This window comes from Sphingomonas sp. S2M10, from assembly GCF_012650175.1.
Classification (GTDB): domain Bacteria; phylum Pseudomonadota; class Alphaproteobacteria; order Sphingomonadales; family Sphingomonadaceae; genus Sphingomonas.
Window position 1 is genome coordinate 126,910 of record NZ_JAAILI010000043.1, and the last position, 18,174, is coordinate 145,083.

The window sequence follows — 18,174 nt, forward strand, 5'->3', positions numbered from 1 at the left end:
ATGGCAGGGCATCAGCGGGGTTGCGGCCCCCCGGGATCGGGGAGGTCCCGCGTCATTTCCACCATGGTTCGATGAAAGCCGATCGAGCCGAACAGAGCCTGCGCCTCCGCATTCCGCTCGGCGGTGAAGAGGACAAGGCGCGGAACCCCCCGGGCGCGTAGCGCTTCGACGGCCTCTGTCAGCAGCGCGCGGCCAATCCCCTGGCGGCGAGCCTCCGGCGCAACGATCAGGTCGTAGATGACCCCCGCCGGCCCCCGCAGCGCCATATAGTCGTTTCCCTCGACCCCGGCATACACATAGCCGAGCACGCTCTCTCCTTGCACCGCGACGCGCAGCACCGCGTCCGCCCGGCCGATCTGCCCTACAAGGAAGCCGCCATAGGCTTGCGGCGTCTCGGGCGTCGGGGCGATGAAGCGCCTTGCGTCGAATCCGTGATGCACGGCGACCATCTGCGCGCCAAGCCGTCCCAGCTGGTCGCGCTCCGCCGGGATCGCCGGCCGGATGGCGAAGCTTGCAGCAGGGGTGCCGGTCATGCCTGTTCTCCGGGGCCGTGGATTTCCGCGCCCTCGCCGCCCTGGAACAATGCGGCGAGTTCCTCCAGATCGAGATCGCGCTCCAGATTGTGGAGTACCTCGTCTTCGATCATGCCCGCGCGGTGGAGACGGATCAGTTCGTTCCGCCCCGCCGCCACGGCGGTGAGGACGATGTCGAAATGCGCGCGAATGCCGGGCATGTAGGTGCCCGCGTCGCCCGCATAGCGCTCGGTCACATGGTCTCGCTTGCGATATTCCTCGAGCAGCCGCGGGTGGATGAGCGTGCCGCGTTCGTCATAGGCGTGCGCCTCGACCGCGACGTGCTTGGCGCGCGCGATCGCCGCCTCGGCCTGGACAAGCGTGACCCGGGGCGGCGGCTCGCGGTCCTGCGGCGCCACCGTCCGGATCACCCAGCCCAGGCTGGCGCCCTGTAGCACGACGGTGGCCAGGATCACCGCGAAGGCGCTCACCAGCATCAGGTCGCGCCCCGGCATGGCGGTGGGAAGCGACAGCGCGATCGCCAGCGTCACCACGCCGCGCATCCCGGACCAGGAAAGGATCGTCGCCTGCCGCCATCCAAGCGGACGCGCCCGCGCCACGCCGGCCTGCTTCAGCGTGCCGAGCAGGATCTCGCTGCCGAATACCCAGGCGAAGCGCGTCAGCAGCACCGCCGCGACGATCCCGATTACCGGCAGCGCCATGGAGGTAACCACCCGCTCGAGCCCAACCCGCTCCAGCACCCCGCGCAGCGAAAAGCCGATCAGGATGAAGACCAGCGCTTCCAGGCTGAAGACCAGGGTGCGCCAGAACGCGCTTCCCTGCATCCGCACCCGCGCCGGCAATATCTCGTGCTGGTACCAGCCGAATACGATGCCGGCGGTCACCACCGCGATCACACCCGAAACATGCGCCGCCTCGCCGCCGAGATAGGCCGCCCAGCTGAGCAGGGTCGCGGTCGCCACGATCAAGGTCTGGTCGGGCAACCGCCGCAGGATGAACACGCCGGCAAAGCCGATCGCGGTGCCGACCAGCACGCCGCCTACGGTCAGAAGCGCGAAGTTCGCACCGGCCTCGACCGCGTCGAAGCTGCCGGTAAGCGTGGCCGCCACGGCGAAGCGGAACAATACCAGCCCGGTGGCATCGTTGAGCAGGCTCTCGCCCTCGAGCAACGCCTGCAGGCGGCGAGGCAGCCGCACCCGCTGCAAGACCGAGCGCGCGGCGATCGCATCGGGCGGCGACACGATCGCGCCCAGCGCAAAACATGCTGCCCAGGGCAGTCCGGGCACCAGCAGGTGCAGCACCAGCCCGACGATCAGCGTGGTGAACAGCACCGCGCCGATGGCAAGGGACAGAATGCCCGGTAGATGGCGGCGCAGGCGCCCAAACGCCGCATAATAGGCGCCGTCCATCAGCAGGGGCGGCAGGAACAGCACGAGCACGAGTTCGGGATCGAGCGCCACCTTGGGGATGTTCGGCAGGAACGCGAGCGCGCCGCCGCCGAGCAGCAGCGCCGCAGAGGGCAAGAACGAAAAGCGCTCCGCGGCCCAGTGCAGCGCGATGGTGGCTGCGAACAACACGAGGACCAGCTCAAACGTCTCGACCGGATGCATCGACACTTCCCCCCTGAATTCCGCATCGCGGGCGACGGCGTATCGCCGCAGCGGGCGATCGGGTTCCGCGACGCCGACGGCCAGTGCCACGCGCACCCGCTTCCCCAGCCTTACCTGCCGCGCGGCGCGAGGCTAGCGCGATCCCGCAGGCCTAGCCAGTGCCGCGCCCGCGGCAGGCGCACGAGCACCAGCCGCTCCACTGCCAGCACCAGCACCAGGCTGATCCCCATCAGCGGCAACAACAGCCCCAGCACCGCGACCAGCACGAAGAAGGTCAGCGCGGCGGGCTGCGGCATGGTTGCGCGCGGCGCGCCCAGCACACCCTCCGGCCGCCGCCGCCACCACAGCATCACGCTGCTCACGGCAAGCAGCATAAGGCCCAGCGCGGTCACCAGATTGAGCAGCTGGTTGAGCCAGCCAAACGCCTGCCCCTCATGAATCGCCACTCCATAGCCGACCAGCCGATCAATGAGCCGCCGCTGGGCGAAGTCCTTGCGCGTCAACAGCTTGCCTGTCTCACCGTCCAGCGTCAGGTCGGTGCGCAGCGGCCGGTTGGCGGCGTCCGACTTGGCGGTCCAGGGCTGGCCCGGCCCGGTCGGCGGCGCGATCAGCACCGGCGTCGCCAGCCGCAGCGGCCCCAATGTCGCGATCAGCCGGTCAAGCGGGACATAGGAGACCGCCGGATGCGCCATCGCCATGCCACGATGCTCGGCATGCTCGCCCATCATTGCTCGCGTGCCCGCGTCTGCCGCAGCGCGCTGGCGCAGCTCGTCCGCACGGCCGGTGGTCCAGTCCTGCCTGACCGGATGGCCTTCCACCACGCCGCGCACCGCCTTGAGATAACTGCCCCAGCTCTTCGCCCAGGGCAGGCCCGAGACCAGCAGGAACAGCGCGAAGGTGGAGACCCAGAAGCCGGTAACGGCATGCAGGTCGCGCCAGAAGCGTCGCCCGCCCGCGTTCAGCCGGGGATAGACGACGCCGCCCAGCCCCCCCTGGCGCGGCCACCAAAGGAACAGGCCGGAGAGGATCATGACGATCGTCCAGGACGCTGCCAGCTCCACCAGATACGAGCCCGGCGTTCCGGCCAGCAGCTCGCCATGCAGCCGGAAGACCACCCGCATCAGCCGCTGATCCTCGTCTACGGTCTTGAGTACCGCCAGCGTCTGCGGATGAACATAGACGCGGGTTTCATCCCTCCCCTTGCCGACGATGATCTGCACTGCCTGCCGGTCGGTGGCGGGCAGCTGGTAGCGGTGGAGCACCGACCCCGGTACGGCGCGCACCGCCGCCGCCGCCTGCTCCGCCGCCGAGGCGCGCGGGCCGCTGATGGGCAGATCGGCATAGGGCGCGTCGATCAGCGCCTCCACCTGCGGTCGGAACAGGTAGATCGAGCCGGTGACAGCCAGCCACAGCACGAAGGGAATGCAGAACAGCCCCGCGTAGAAGTGCCAGCGCCAGACAGTGGCGGTGCCGGGCCAGCGGCGATGATGGATTTGCTGCATCGTCCCGTCCCCTATCAGAACCGCGCCTTGACGCCGGCATAGACCGTGCGCGGCTGCCCGGCGTAGACCGAGCCCGTGGTGTTGGCGAGCACCGATGCCGGGTTCTCGGACCCGGTGTTCGCCAGACTGTTCGCGATCACCGACGCGGAGCCGACATAGGTGACGTCGAACAGGTTCTGCACGGCGGCGTAGAAGCTGAGGCGCGACAGCGGCCCGCTGCCCCGCGGCGGATCGTAATGCAGATTCAGATTCACCAGCGTCGCGGAAGGCATCGCCAGCAGGTTGCTGTTGTCGACAAAGAAACGATCGCGATAGGAAAGCTCGGCAAAACCCCCGATCCCGCGCAGCGGCCCTACCGGCTGATCATAACCCGCCCGCAGGTTCGCGAAATGCGGGATCACGCCGGGGATCGCCTTGCCGTTGCGACCGAGCACACGCGAGACGCTGCCGGCGGTCAGCCGCTCCTGGAAGTCGGTATAATATTGGTCATTGTAGCTGTAGCTCGCATCCAGCTTCACCCCGCCCAGCGGCTGCCAGTGCATCCCCAGCTCGATGCCGCGATGCACCGAGCGCGGCACGTTCGACGTATAGGCGAGCAGGTTCACCCCCGCCGACTGGCTGACCAGCTCGTTGGTGAACCACTCGTAATAGCCGGTCAGCTCGGCCTTGAAGCTGTTTCCGATCGTCACCTCGGCGCCGAGGTCGACGCCGGTGTTGCGCTGCGCCTTGAGGCTGGCGTTGTTGCCAGCCACGCCCGCCGCGGTGACGAACAGGTTGCCGGACTGCGGGATGCCGTATCCCGTTCCAACGCGCGCGTGCAGCCGCACCGCGTCCATTGCCTGCCAGAACAGCGCCGCCTCGGGCGCGACATTGGTGAAATGGCGGTCAGCAGGGGTCAGTCTGAGGACGGGGCTCGCGCCCACCGGATAGGTATAGGCGGTCTGGCGCATGGCGAGGATCGAACGCTCCGCGCCGATCCCGCCGATCAGCTGGAGGCGGCCGGTCAGCTGCAGCTCCTCGCGTGCCCGCACCCCGAGATTGCGGACGTCGCCGAACACCGTCTGGGTCAGCGCGCCGAAGCCGTTGCGGCCCGCCGGCGTCTTGTTGAAGCTAAAGCTCTGGTTGTCGAGATAATTGTAGAAGATTCCAAGGAAACTTGTCGACGCCATGCCGCCGATGCTGCCGTGATGCGTGATGTCCGAGGTGAGGTTGTAGCTGTCGAGCGTGCCCTTGAACGGCGTGGCACTGGTCGGCTGGTTGACGACGCGGCTGTCGAACGTCGCCTGGGTACGCCAGGTCGTCTCCGGTCCCAGATCATGTTCGTAGCGCGTGCCGACGATCGTGCGGCGGTCGTTGCGAGCGAGATCGCCCTCGTCCGCCGTCTGCGCGATGCGCGCGCCGTTGACGCCGTTGACCAGTACCGAGATCGTGCCGCAGCCCGGCGCGGCAGCGGCGGCGGTGCGGCAGCCCTGCTGATAGGGATTGGCCAGATACTGGTTGTACGAGAGCCGGGTCGACAGGCGGAACTCGCCCTCATTGTAGATCAGCTTCACCGCCACCCGGTTGCGGCTGCCCAACTCGAACCGCGCCAGGGCATTGAGCGTGCCCGTCTCGTAGCCGGTATGCCCGGTCGCGCCGTCGCCGCGGACATAGCTGCCGAACACCGCGATATCGTGGTTCGCATAGCCCTGTCCGATCGTCGCATAGAGATTGGCGAAGCCGTCGCCGCCGGCGTCAAAGCCGGCCTCCACGCCGTCGATCTCCCGGCCCGACCGGGTGCGGAAGTTGACCGCGCCGCCCAGCGCGTAATTGCCGTAGCGCGCAGAGGACGGTCCACGCACCACGTCTACCGCGCCATAGGCGTGCGGGTCGGTAAGGTCGAAGCGGGCGAGGCCGTCGGGCTGGGTGACCGGGAAGTCGTCCTCGAACACCTGCAGGTTGCGCGCGCCGAACCCATTGCGCGCATTGGAGCCACGCACCGACACGCTCACGTCGCGCGGACCATTGCCCTGCGTGACGGCGACGCCCGGCGACAGGCGCACGATATCGGCGATGGTCGTGGCGGGCGTGTTGCGGAACAGCGTGGAGTCGATGGTGGTGACCGTCTGCCCGCTGACGCGCGTGGTGAGCGACAGCGCCTTGCTGGTGACAAGGATCTCGTTTCCTGCATCGACGGACGCCGTCGAGGGCACGGCCGGGCGGGGTTGCGGCGTGGCGGCATCCAGCTTGGCGAGTTCGGCGTCGATGGCGGCGCGCTGGCGGAGCAGCTCGGCGCGCCGGCCGGCCTCGTCGGTCTGCGCGGACGCGGCGGATGCACAAAGGACGGCCGAGACGGCCGCCGAAACCAATAGCTTTGACATGAAGACTTCCTGATCCGGCGTGCGTCTGCGCAAGGCGCGGCAGGACGCACGAATATTGGGGACGATGGAATCAGGCGGCGCTTGGTGGTCCGCGCAGGGGTGGTCGCAGATAGATGCGGGCGATCGTCGGGATCGCCGCGGCGGTACGGATCGCGCGTTCGAGTACGAAGGCGATCGCGAGCAGGAGCAGCACCGGATCGACCGCCGCCAGCCCCGGCATGGCGAGACCGGCAAAGGCACACGGCATCTCGCCCACGGCACGGTGTTCGTCCGGGGCGGTGCGTCCCTCGCGATCGGGGATCGTCACCACGATCGTCTGGGGGCCGTAGCCGGAGCAGAAACCCAGCACCAGCGTGCCGCCCGCGTGCATGGGCATGAAACCCGCCGGCAGCACCGCCTTCATCAGCAGCGCGGCCGCGATCAGCCACCCGCACAGCAGGCGATGCTCCAGCAAGAGGCGACGAAGGGCGAACACGAACGCCTGCCTACGCAGCCCGCCGCATTTTGTCGAACGGTTCCGCGCCCGCAATCGGCGACGTCTCAATCGCAGGCATGCGCGCCCTCAAGAATCGGCAGGAGCGCGTCGCGCGCCATCTTCGCCGCTGCGACGGGCGAAACGTGGAGATTGTCGCCATAATAGGCGGCAAGCGCGCGCTCCGCCGCCGCGATGTCGGCCGGGCCTATCCCCTTGGGTTTAGGCAGCGCCTTCGCGTTCGACGCGGTCACCATGCCCAGACGGGCGCGGTCCACATCCTGGCTGAAGCCGCTGTAGATGGCGAAACGGATCGTGCCCTCGCACGGAGGCCAGTGCGCGTGGAGCTTCTTGACCAGCGCATCGAGCGCGGGGAGCGGCGGCAGGCTGTCGCCGCAGTCGTTGCGGAGGACGAAATTGTCCATCGTCGATCCGAACACCGGGCCATTGGCGGCCAGCAACTGCGGATGCCGAACGATCGCCGCGCAAGGCAGATCGCGTGGCATATCGGGTTGTTTCGGCGCGTCGAGATAGGGACCCAGCACGTTAAGGAAGGCGGCGAAATGGCGGTCCGAACGGAACAGGTCATCGATCGTTCGCACGGCGACCCCGTCGCCCGACGGATCGGACAGGATCGCGTTGCCGAACGATCGGTCGGCGTTGGTCTGCAGGGCCGTTAGATAGGGCTGCAACAGCGTCGCGATCCGGGCGCGGCTCCGCACCCGCTCCGGTGCGGACCAGTTGGCGTTCGCTGGCGCTTCCGCCCAGCGTTGCACCGCTTCCAGGATCGGCGCGAAGGCCGGATCGCCCGCGCGCAGCACCGGGAGCGCCTCGGCCGGTGCCGCCAGTAGCGCGGCGATCGCCAGTTCCTGATTGCGAACGGCGTAGTGGGTATTGAGACAGGTGGCGAGCGGCTGGGACGCGCGCGGCCCGACGCAGGCGCGCATCTCCTGCAAGGCCGTGCGCTGCGCCGCCAGCTGGTTGGACGCGCCGCTGCCGAACGCGCCCCGCTTCGCGATGCCGAAGAGCTGCGCCATGGTCCGGTCCTGCGCCGCGAGCGCCGGATCGCCGCAGATCGCCTTCTCGATCGCAGTGGCCGCCGATGCGCAGGAAAAGCTGGGCCCCGCGTCTCTCTGCGGCGCCGGGGCCGCGACGGTAAGCGCCGTCAGCACGAACGGCATCAACGCAACGGCATTCAAGTCTCTCTCCCTTCCCTCATCCTGCAGGCGGCCGCGTCAGGCGATAGCGCCAATGCGTTCGAGATAGCTCCGGTGCGGCTCGGCCAGCGCCAAGGCCCGGCCCAGCGCCTCCCGCATCCGGGCGAACGCGCCTTCCAGTTCGCGGTCAGTGAAATGGTCCGCCAGCGGATCGTAGCGCTGGGGCATCAGGTCGAACCCTGCATACATCGACAGCCAGCTGGGATCACGGAAGGACTCCCATTCGTAGCGGGCGAAGACGCCCCGGCTGCGGAACAGCTGCACCTTGTGCACCAGCTCCTCCGGCAGCGGAGTCGCGCGGCAGGCATCCCATAGCGGCTCCCCGGCGCGGCCGTTCGCCCAATAGTGCAGCAGCAGAAAGTCGCGGATTCGGGCATATTCGAGCGCGGTGATGCGGTTGAACTCGTCCGCCAGTTCGGGCGCGTATCCGCGGTCGGGCATCAGATTGCCCAGCCGCTCCACGCCCGACTGGACCAGCGTGAGGCTGGTCGATTCCAGCGGCTCGAGAAAGCCCGCGGACAGCCCGAGCGCAACAACGTTCTTTTCCCACACCCGCGCCCGGTGGCCGGTGGTGAAGCGCAGGAAGTTCGGTTCCGCCAGCGCCTCTCCTTCCAGACGGCTACGCAGCACCGCCTGCGCTTCGTCATCGGAAAGATGCGCACTGGCATAGACATAGCCGTTGCCGACGCGGTGCTGCAGCGGAATGCGCCACTGCCATCCCGCCGCCAGCGCAATACTGCGCGTATAGGGCGTGAAGGCATCGCCATGGGCACAGGGCATCGCCACTGCGCGGTCACACGGCAGCAAATGGCTCCAATCGACCATGGGCACGCACAGCGTGCCGCCGAGCAGCAAGCTGCGAAAGCCAGTGCAGTCGAGGAACAGGTCCGCCTCGATTCGGCTGCCGTCCTGCAGCGTCACGCCGGTGAGAAAGCCGCTCTCACCGTTCTGCTCCACGGTGGCGACGGTGCCTTCGACATGCCGCACGCCCCGCCCCGTTGCGAGCCGTGCGAGGAAGCGGGCGAACAGCCCGGCATCGAAATGCACTGCCCAGTCGAAGACGCCGAGATCATTGGGCGGACTTTCGGCCGGGGGCATGATCAGGCCGCGCAGCGCCATCTGGGTGGCCAGGCAATAGTCGGCGATCGGCGTGTAATCACCGGCGGCGCGGCGCTTCAGCCAATAGTGATGGAAGCCGATGCCGCGTGAAGCGATCCCGTACAGCCCGAACGGATGGAAGAAGCTGTCGCCCGGCCGGGCCCAGTCGCAAAACTCGATGCCCAGCTTCGCCGTGCCTTTGGCGGCGCGCAGCACCTCCGCCTCGCTGACCCCGATCGCGCGGAAATAGTCGCGGATCGCTGGTACCGTCGCCTCGCCAACGCCGACGGTGCGGATGTCGGGGCTCTCCAGCAGCGTGATGGTGACCGGCTGGCGCTCGAACAGCCGCTCGAGCAGGGCGGCCGCCATCCAGCCGGCGGTCCCGCCGCCGACGATCAGGATGGAGCGGAGGGGCTGTCCGGCTGCGCGCATATCCTGTTCCTAGGGCCAAGCCGCGACGAGCGGAAGCACCCGGAAAAGACGGCGCCCCGCTCCTGCCCGGAGCGAGGCACCAGGGAGAGAGCTCAGAATTTCGCGCGGACACCGGCCATGAAGCGGCGCTCATAGATGTTGTTGTAGGCGCGCTCGTCCGGATAGACGATGTAGTATTTCTCATACTCGCCGGTCAGGTTCTGGCCCTGGCCGTAGATCGTCAGGTTCGGCGTGATGTCGTAGCTGATCGATGCGTCAACATAGTTGGTCGGCGCCTGGTACAGTTCCGATCCGGTCAGGCCATTGACGAAGTTGGACTGGACCGCACGCTTGGACCGATAGTTCCACGCAACACGCGCCTGGAGGCCGTGCGCCTGATAATAGAGCGCCGCGTTGGCCTGGTACTTGGAATTATCCTGGAACGGAATGTCCTGCCCGGCCAGATCCTTGTCGCCCGTGCTGGAGGGCGAATAGGTGAAGTTCAGGTCGTAGCCGAAATCGCGCAGGAAGGTCGGCATGAAGCCGATATCGCCAAGCGACTGTTTCCACGACGCCTCCACGCCCTTCAGCGTGCCGCCCCCGCCCTGCACCAGCGTGTTGATCGGCACCGTTCGGTTGCGCACCACGCCGTCATTGTCGGGCAGGTCGCTGCGATAGATGATGCCGTTCTGGATGAAGCTCTGCACGTCGATGTAGAAGGCCGCGAGGCTGATCATCGAGGCACGGCCGATATAATATTCGACCGATGCGTCGAGATTGTCCGCGCGCCACGGATCGAGCTGCGGATTGCCCGCCTGGCTGCCGCCGGTGACGCGGAACAAGCCGGTCGAGGTGTCGATCGCATAGCCCGGGGTCAGGCCGCCGCCCCACTGGTCGAGGTTGAGCAGCGTCATCGTCCGCGCATAGGCAAGGCGCAGACGCAGCTTCTGCGTGAAGTCAAACGCCAGGTTGAACGCGGGCAGGAAGTCGGTGAACTCGCGCTGCGTGCGGAGGTCGCCGCCATCCTGGTTCGACAGGCCATAGGGCAGCGGGCCGCCCACGACGTTCTGGCGGATGTCGAGCTTGGTGTTGATCACCCGCAGTCCGCCATTGCCGCGCACGGTCATGCCGCCCAGTGCCAGATCCTTGAAGTTGAGCTGGAAATAGCCCGACCACTGCTTGATGCCGACGTCGTAGGACGCGCCCGGGTTCAGATGCTCCTGCTCGTTCGGATAAAAGCTGTTCTGGAACGCCGCGGCATTGTCCATCGTGTGCGGATCGAGGACATAGACTGCGGGGAGCCCGTTGCCGGGCAGATTATATGGCTTTACCTGGCCGTTGAACACCGGATCGGTCGCCTTGCGGGTCAGGCCCGCGGTGTAGAAGCGGGTACCGTCACCCGCCGAGCAGGTGGAGTCGTTGACCGAAACGTCGAACGCCTTCCACTTGACCAGGCAGCCCGAGGCATTGCTGGCGCCCTGGCCGGCATAAACCGGCGCCACGCGCTCGAACTGGTAATTGTCGACCGAGCGATCGCTGTAGCGCACGCCGCCGGTGATGTTGAACATGTCGCTCACGTCATATTCCGCGTCGAAGCGGCCGACCTTCAGGTCCGCGCGACGGCGGTAATTGTCCTCGGAGGACATCGTCTTGAGCGCATAATTGGACGCATCGCCAAGCAGCGAGGTCAGCTGGGTCGGCAGGCTGAAGCTGGGCTCGTCGCCGCTATAGTCGACCGTCGCACGCAGCGAGTTCAGGCCGGCCAGCGTGTTCACGGTATAGCCGCCGGGGTTGAAGGCGCGGTCTCCGCCCAGCGCCGCCGGGTAATGCCCGATCCCGCCGGGCTGCCACTGGATGCCGTTGCTCAGGCTGAACTGGAGGTAGCTCTGGTCCTGGTTCTGCGTGGCCTTGCCATAGAGGCCGCGCAGCGTCGCCCGGAACTTGCCGCCGTTGTCGAAGCGCAGCTCGGCATTGTAGTTTTGCGATTCCGACTTCCATTTATAGGTCTCGGAATAGGAATCGAAGTTGCCGAGATCGTACTGGTACACCTGTGTCGTGTTGACGTTGTAGCCACCCGAAGTCGCTCCGGTATCCTGCGACTTGAGCGGCACGAATTCCGCCGCCTGCCAGTTCACATTCTGCATCTGGATGCCGGCAGTGCGGTTATATTGGGTCTGCTGGGTGTAGAAGCCGTCGGCGGTGAAGCTCAGCGCGTCGTTCAGCTTGGCCTGGAACGAGCCGTTGATGCCCAGGCGCTGGCGCTGAGTGATGCGATTCCACGCGGTAAAGCCCTGCGGCACGATGAACGTGTCGTTGGCGTCGCCATCGCCGTTGACGTCGATACCGCCTGCAACCGGCGTGCCGCGGGGTCGCGCGGTGGCGGTGCAGCCCGGTGCCTGGGGCGAGAAGCCGCCGCAGCTGGTGGCATCTGCCACCCCCTCGTTATGCAGCGCGGCCCCATAGCCTTCCTGGATGCCGTTGTGCGAGTTGGAGAGGTTGAGGTCCGAATAGGCGGCCGAGACGATAAAACCGACGCGCTCGTTCTGCCAGCCGACCAGGCCGTTGACGTTGGGATCCCAGCTCTTGGTCTTGTCGCCGTACGATCCCTCCGCCGTTGCGGCAAGGGTGAGGCCACGCTTCAGATCGAACGGGCGCCGGGTACGCAGGTTCACCGTGCCGGTGATGCCGGCGTTGAGCAGGTCCGCCGTGGTCGACTTGATCACGTCCGCGCCGGAGAAGAGCTGTGACGGGATGTCGTTGAAATTGGGCTGGATCGTGGTGATCGAATTGGCGCCGAGATAGGCCTCGCCGTTGAGCAGCGTGGTCACCTGCGGCAAGCCGCGGATGTTGATCGCCGCGCCCTCGCCCGCATCGCGGCGGATCTGCACGCCGGTGATGCGCTGGAGCGAATCCGAGATGGTCACGTCGGGCAGCTTGCCGATGTCCTCCGCCGAGATCGCATCGACCACCGAAGCGGCGTCGCGCTTCACCTCGATGGCGCGAGCCTGGGAGGCGCGAATGCCGGTGACGACGATCTCGCTATCCTGCCCGGCAGCGCTGTCAGCAGCTGGAGCACTGTCCTGCGCATGCGCCAGGCCGCTCGTGGCGAGGCAGAGAAGAGAGGCTGCACAAAGCAGATTGCGGCGGCGAAGGCGGAAGGACTGCACCATGTCTCAAACTCCCAAGCAATGGGAGGCAGCCGCGGTGCGCCTATTGCAGGTGCGCAACCTTTCCCCTCCCTGGACAAGCGGCTTTTGCCGTCTCTGCCACTAGTTAGAGATCAAAGCGAAGACGCGGTCAACTTAAATAATTCAACTGTTCTTTTTGATTGCGCGGAGATGAACCCGCGCGCCTGGCAACGCTACAGCGTATCGTGGAGGGCACAGGCTGCAGGGGTTTCCACATCGACGGTCCGCAGCCCGCCGGCATCGAACTGGGCTATCCGGGGAATTTTCCCGTCATAGCGCGGCCATGCGACAGGATCGGGATTGCCGGTGTGCGCGAAGCGCACCCAAAGACGTTGCAGCAACGCGGGCCGACCGGCAATAGGGAGCCCGTCGAAGACATAGGGAAGCTCGGATCCATGGCTGCTTCGGCCGCCGTCCCGCGCAAGGTCGAAGCGATAGCGCCACACCGGCCAGCCGCGATCCGCCAGCAGGTGCGCCAGCCGATCGGTCGGGCAGCCGAAGATCAGGTCCGTGGACAGGGCGAGCAAAGGTCCCCCGCGACGGGCATCCGGCGCCCGATAGCGGCGCGCGAGCTTTTCACCCTGCATGCCAAAGGCGGCGCGCAAGGCGTCGGCCAGCGCTATCGATCCTTCCGGCGGGCCGAACTCCGCGACGCTGGTGCCGAGGATTACGGGCCGTGGCGGCGCTAGCAGCAGCAATGCACGGGGCGAGCGGGGAAGCACCCTGCCGTCGATCTGCGGACGCAGCCACACCATGTCGTCGTTCCACACGGCGTTGGGACGCGCGATCACCGGATCGTGCAGCTTGCGGTCGGCCGCCAGCAGCGCAGCCGCAGGCGCGCGCCGCAGGCCGGCGATGCCCTTCGCGCCCACCAGCCGGGCCGCCTGATCGCCGAGTGCGAAACCCTCTGCGCGCGTCCGCGGCGGCATACCGAAGCCCGGCGTGCCGCTCTGCAGAATGGCCCGGGCGAACAATCCCCGCGATGCCGGCGCCGCGAGCAGCAGCGATACGTCCTGCGCCCCCGCGCTTTCGCCGAAGATCGTGACGTTGGCGGGATCCCCGCCGAACCTCGCGATATTGGCGCGCACCCAGCGCAACGCGGCGAGCTGGTCCATCAGGCCGTAATTACCGGCATGGCCGCGCGCCTCCGCAGCGGCACCGCGATGCGCGAGGAACCCGAAGATCCCCAGGCGATACTGGATGGCGACGAGCACGACGCCGTTCGCCGCCAACCGGGACTCGACCGTGCCGCGTGCCGATCCCGCACGGTTCGATCCGCCATGGATCCACACCATCACCGGCCGCCTGCCCTGCACGCCCGGGGTGCGGATATCCAGGGTAAGGCAGTCCTCGCTGGCGTTCGCCGCGTCCGCCTTGTTCCAGCCTTGGTCCGGCTGGAGACATGCCGGCGCGGGCGCGGCAGCCGGCCGCGTGCCGCGCCATGGCCGAACGGGCTGCGGCGGCTTCCAGCGGTTTCCCGCGAGCGGCGGCGCGGCATAGGGGATGCCGCGGAAGACCAGGGCGGCATCCTCGCCACGTCGCCCCGCGACATGACCGCCAGTCACCGCAACCCGAGGTTCCGGCGCCGCGGCACCGGCCAGCAGCAGCATCCAAATCGGCGCGAACAACAGCTTCATTCTGGCCCCTCCCCGCCGGGCGGCCACTCGCTGCCGGCCCCGGCCCGTTTTATTCACCAAATTTAGCAATTCAACGGACTTCCGGCCTTCCTGCTTGCGCCACGACCACAAATCGATTGTTATCGATGGGGCGCCGCACCGCCGCCGGCCCAACTGGGATCAGGCGCGGAAGGTCGACAGGAAGAGGGACCGAGCATGGCGGCAGGCACGCAAAGCAGGATCGCCGTGGCAGCCGCCCTGGCAGGCTTGTTGTTCGGGTTCGATACCGCCGTCGTCTCCGGCGTCACCGCCCCGATCACCCACGCCTTCGCGCTCAGCCCCACGGGGACGGGCATCGCGGTTTCCGCCGCACTGGTCGGCACGCTGATCGCCGCGCTGGGCGCAGGCATCCCCGGCGACCGATACGGTGCCCGCGCCGTGTTGCGCTGGGTGGGCATCGCCTTCATCCTTTCCGCCTTGGGATGCGCGCTTGCCTGGGATCTGGCGAGCTTCGTGGCATTCCGCTTCATCGGCGGGTTGGCGATCGGCGGCGCCTCGGTGCTCGCGCCGGTGTTCATCGCGGAGATCAGCCCCGCCTCGCGTCGCGGCGCGCTGGTCGGCCTGTTCCAGCTGTCGATCGTGAGCGGCATCCTGGCGGCCTATTGCAGCAATGCCGTGGTGGCGGCGCTGCTGGACGACAGCAGCGGCTGGCGCTGGAAACTGGGCGTGATGATCGTCCCCGGGCTGATCTTCCTGGTCGCGATGTTCACCATCCCGCAGAGCCCGCGCTGGCTGGCTGCGCGGGGCAGGCAAAGCGAAGCGCTCGACATCGCCGCCCGCATCGGGCTCACCGACTGGACGCTGACCGCCCCCGATGCGGAAGCGGCGGTGGAAGAGCGGCTATCCTGGACGCTTCACCGCAAGCCGATCCTGCTCGCCGTCGCGGTCGCCAGCTTCAACCAGCTCACCGGCATCAATGCCATCCTCTATTATCTGAACGATATCTTCGCAGCCGCCGGGTTCAGCCAGGTTTCGGGCGACGTACAGGCCGTGTCGATCGGCGCGGCCAACCTGCTGGCGACGCTGCTGGCGATGACGCTGATCGACCGCGTCGGCCGGCGAACGCTGCTGCTGATTGGCGCCGCAGGCACCAGCGTAGCGCTCGCCGGCGTCGCGGGCGTCTATTCGGGCAGCGGCCGCGAGGCGTTGCTGCTGCCGCTGCTGGTGCTGTTCATCGGCTTCTTCGCCGTGTCGCAGGGGGCGGTGATCTGGGTCTATCTCTCGGAGATATTCCCCACCCGCGTCCGTGCGCGCGGTCAGGCGCTGGGCAGCGCGACGCACTGGATCTGGGCGGCGGTGCTCAGCTTCGGCTTTCCCATCGTCGCGCGCGATGTCGATCGCAGTCTCCCGTTCTGGTTCTTCGCGGCCGCCACGTTGCTCCAGCTCGTCATCGTCTGGCGCTTCTTCCCGGAAACCAAGGGCATCCGGCTGGAGCGGATGGAAGAAGCGCTGCGCGGCAAGCACTGAACCAAGCGCGGTGCGTCCGCCGGAAATTCGACTAGTACGATCGCGCCCGCACCCGCTAAGCGATCCGGATGGACGTGCCGCTCACTCCCCTGCTCCCCTGGCTCGATCTTGCCGGGCTGTCCGTCTTCGCCGCCTCCGGCGCGCTGGCCGCGGCCCGCAACCGGCTGGACTTCGTCGGCGCCTGTTTCTTCGCGCTGATCACCGCCACCGGCGGCGGCACGCTGCGCGACATGCTGATCGGCGCACCTGTGTGGTGGATGCATGATCCGCTGCCCGTGCTGCTCTGCGTCGGCGTTGCGGTCGCCACCTGGCTGGTCCCGCTACGCTGGTGGCCCGAACGCGCGCTCGAATGGCTCGATGCCGCCGGGCTTGCCGCCTATGCGGTCTACGGTGCCGGCAAGGCCCTCGCCTTCGGGATCACGCCGGTGTCCGCCGTCGCCGCCGGCGTGGTTACCGCCTGTATAGGCGGGGTCATCCGCGACATCACCGCCGGCGTCCCCTCGGTACTGATGCGGCACGAACTATATGTCACGGCGGCGCTCATCGCTGCGGGCGTGTTCGTCGGGCTGACCGCGTTGCGTCTGCCCGCCCCCTGGCCGGCCTATCTGGCGACGTTGCTCGGTTTCCTGCTGCGGGGCGCCGCGATCCGGTGGCGGCTGGCACTGCCGCCGCATGCCGGTACCTGAGATCGCCAGCCGCGCGGCCGACGGGCAAAAGGGCTGCCCCTGCCCGAAAATCGCCGTAAGACGGGGCCTTGCCAATCCGTCCGGAGGGATCCGGTACGCCCAAGCCGCACAAGGATGCCGATGATGCTGCGTTCGCTCGCCCTCCTGATTGCCCTGCCGCTGGCCGCACCGGCCCAGGATTCGAAGGAACTCGCCCGCGCGCTGGTCGGCGATGCCCCTGCCGCCCGCCAGCGGCTGGTGCTGGCCGACGTGCCGAAGCCTGCCGGCAAGGCGATCGCGCTGTTCGACGGAAGATCGCTTCGTGGCTGGCAGCCCTGGCTCGGCTATGCGGACCCGTCGATCACCTATCGGGGCGAGCCGGGCGCGCCGCCGCTGGGCACCTCCCGTGATACGAGCGGCGATTTCGCCGTCCGCACGATCGATGGCGCGCCCGCGATCTGGATCAAGGGGCAGACCTGGGGCAGCCTCGTCCACCGCGCGGACCTGCACGACTATCATCTGCGGCTGCAGTTCAAATGGGGGCCGAAGCGCTGGGCCCCGCGCGATACCCAGCCGCCGAACAACGGCCTGCTCTATCACACGCATGGCCGCCCCGGCGCGGTGTTCGGCACCTGGCAGCCTTCGGTGGAGTTCGAGGTCATGAAGGGCTCCACGGGCATGCTGGTGATGGTGGGCAAGCAGTTGCGCGCGCACACCACTGCCGCCTATGATCCGGCGTTGATCGCGCCGCACCTGCGCTTCCGCACTGACGGCCATATGGTCGACATGATCAACGGCACGCCGACCTGGAATGTCGAGGCCGCCACCGATGCCGAGAAGGCGGAGGGCGAATGGAACACGCTCGATCTCTATGTCGTCGGCGATCGCGCGGTGCACGTCGTCAACGGGGTTCCGGTCGCCGAGGCGCGAGACCTTGCCGTGCTCGGCCCGGACGGCAAGCGCACGCCGCTGACCCACGGGCATGTCCAGCTTCAGTCCGAAGGCGCCGAAACCTGGTTCCGCCGGATCACCGTGGAGCCGATCCGGCGCCTGCCCCGCATCGTCGCGATGCCGAGCTGAGCGCCGAAGGGCGCGTCGCAGCGGGAAAGCTGATCGCTTGCGGAACCGCACCGCTCCCTGCGCTGGCTCGTACCGCGCCAATTCGCGGAGGAACAGTCCAGCAACCGGCTTTCTCGGCAAATGACAAGCGCGCCTTCGCCGGCACCCAACGCTCCGTGCAATTAAGTATTGCATTCCTCCAGAGCGGGGCGTTAGCCTTCTTCCAAAGACGAAAGCCGCGCGAATGAATGAGACGAACTGCGGAAATGCCGTGGAAACCTTAACAGAGCTACGTCGTCAAGCACGGGTATTGACGAGCGGCGTGTTCGGGATGGGTGGCGATGCCGAGCTATCGCGCATCGTGGAGCAGGCAGCCGCGGAAACAGGGTTCCCCTTTGCCGCCGTTTCGATCGTCGATCGATCCCGGCTGTGGCTCGCCGTCGCCTATGGGTTCGATCCGCGCGAGTTTTCCCGGCCGGACAGCTTTTGCGATGCGGCAATCCAGGTCCCCGGCTTCGCGCCGCTCTGCGTGGCAGATGCCTGGCGGGAGCCCCGGTTCAAGTTCGCCCCGGCGGTCATCGAAATGAACGTGCGCGCTTATTATGCGGCGCCGCTGGTCACGAGCGACGGCTTCGCGCTCGGCACCTTGTGCCTGCTGGACCAGAAACCGCGCAAGGTGGATGCGGCCGCGCTCGAACGGCTGGTTTCGCTCGCGGGCAACGCATCGGCGGTGATCGATCGCATGCCGAACGCCGTGGCCTATGCCGAATATGCCATCGCCGAACTGTGCACGCGGATGCGCTTCGCTGTGGCGGAGCAGGATGACGCCACTGTCGCGGTGCTGGACGAGGAGTTGCGTCTGTTCGAGGCGAAGCTGGCGCCGCATTGGCACGCTGCCTCTTCCTGACGCATCCGT

General features: G+C 67.5%; 13 protein-coding genes. 4 read left to right on the forward strand and 9 right to left on the reverse strand.

Annotation, left to right across the window (positions count from 1 at the left end; all coding sequences use genetic code 11):
• Positions 1–11 precede the first annotated feature (11 nt).
• The 9 genes from S2M10_RS10440 to S2M10_RS10480 all read right to left on the reverse strand — a co-directional run bounded on the left by S2M10_RS10440 (position 12) and on the right by S2M10_RS10480 (position 14,028).
• On the reverse strand, positions 12–533 hold the full coding sequence (locus tag S2M10_RS10440) for a GNAT family N-acetyltransferase (RefSeq protein WP_168845998.1): 522 nt from the start codon (positions 531–533) through the stop codon (positions 12–14).
• Positions 530–2,233, reverse strand: coding sequence for a Na+/H+ antiporter (locus S2M10_RS10445; RefSeq protein WP_348770571.1), 1,704 nt, complete (start codon positions 2,231–2,233; stop codon positions 530–532). Before S2M10_RS10445 ends, S2M10_RS10440 begins: the two co-directional genes overlap by 4 nt.
• A gap of 20 nt (positions 2,234–2,253) precedes the next feature.
• Entirely contained in the window at positions 2,254–3,645 is a 1,392-nt protein-coding gene (locus S2M10_RS10450; protein ID WP_168845999.1) for a PepSY domain-containing protein, read from the reverse strand.
• 14 nt (positions 3,646–3,659) lie between these two features.
• A complete protein-coding gene (locus tag S2M10_RS10455) occupies positions 3,660–6,005 on the reverse strand; it encodes a TonB-dependent receptor (RefSeq protein ID WP_168846000.1) in 2,346 nt (781 codons plus the stop codon).
• 70 nt (positions 6,006–6,075) lie between these two features.
• Complete coding sequence (locus tag S2M10_RS10460) at positions 6,076–6,480, reverse strand: DUF2946 family protein (protein ID WP_168846001.1); 405 nt, start codon at positions 6,478–6,480, stop codon at positions 6,076–6,078.
• Between the two features lie 65 nt (positions 6,481–6,545).
• Complete coding sequence (locus S2M10_RS10465; protein ID WP_168846002.1) at positions 6,546–7,676, reverse strand: hypothetical protein; 1,131 nt, start codon at positions 7,674–7,676, stop codon at positions 6,546–6,548.
• A gap of 36 nt (positions 7,677–7,712) precedes the next feature.
• A complete protein-coding gene (locus tag S2M10_RS10470; protein ID WP_168846003.1) occupies positions 7,713–9,224 on the reverse strand; it encodes a tryptophan halogenase family protein in 1,512 nt (503 codons plus the stop codon).
• 92 nt (positions 9,225–9,316) lie between these two features.
• Complete coding sequence (locus S2M10_RS10475; RefSeq protein WP_168846004.1) at positions 9,317–12,373, reverse strand: TonB-dependent receptor; 3,057 nt, start codon at positions 12,371–12,373, stop codon at positions 9,317–9,319.
• A 191-nt stretch (positions 12,374–12,564) separates the two neighbouring features.
• The gene (locus S2M10_RS10480; protein ID WP_168846005.1) at positions 12,565–14,028 is read right to left on the reverse strand and encodes a carboxylesterase family protein; all 1,464 of its coding nucleotides are present in this window, start codon (positions 14,026–14,028) and stop codon (positions 12,565–12,567) included.
• Between the two features lie 195 nt (positions 14,029–14,223).
• Here S2M10_RS10480 and S2M10_RS10485 point away from each other — a divergent pair, with 195 nt between their 5' ends.
• From S2M10_RS10485 to S2M10_RS10500, 4 genes are all read left to right on the forward strand, one after another.
• Entirely contained in the window at positions 14,224–15,534 is a 1,311-nt protein-coding gene (locus S2M10_RS10485) for a sugar porter family MFS transporter (protein WP_168846006.1), read from the forward strand.
• A 68-nt stretch (positions 15,535–15,602) separates the two neighbouring features.
• Positions 15,603–16,220: a trimeric intracellular cation channel family protein gene (locus S2M10_RS10490; RefSeq protein ID WP_168846007.1), complete on the forward strand. Its 618-nt coding sequence runs from the start codon at positions 15,603–15,605 to the stop codon at positions 16,218–16,220.
• 120 nt (positions 16,221–16,340) lie between these two features.
• Positions 16,341–17,279, forward strand: coding sequence for a DUF1080 domain-containing protein (locus tag S2M10_RS10495; RefSeq protein WP_247650737.1), 939 nt, complete (start codon positions 16,341–16,343; stop codon positions 17,277–17,279).
• 310 nt (positions 17,280–17,589) lie between these two features.
• Positions 17,590–18,165 (forward strand): GAF domain-containing protein, encoded by a 576-nt coding sequence (locus S2M10_RS10500; RefSeq protein ID WP_168846057.1) that lies wholly within the window; start codon positions 17,590–17,592, stop codon positions 18,163–18,165.
• Positions 18,166–18,174: the final 9 nt, after the last annotated feature.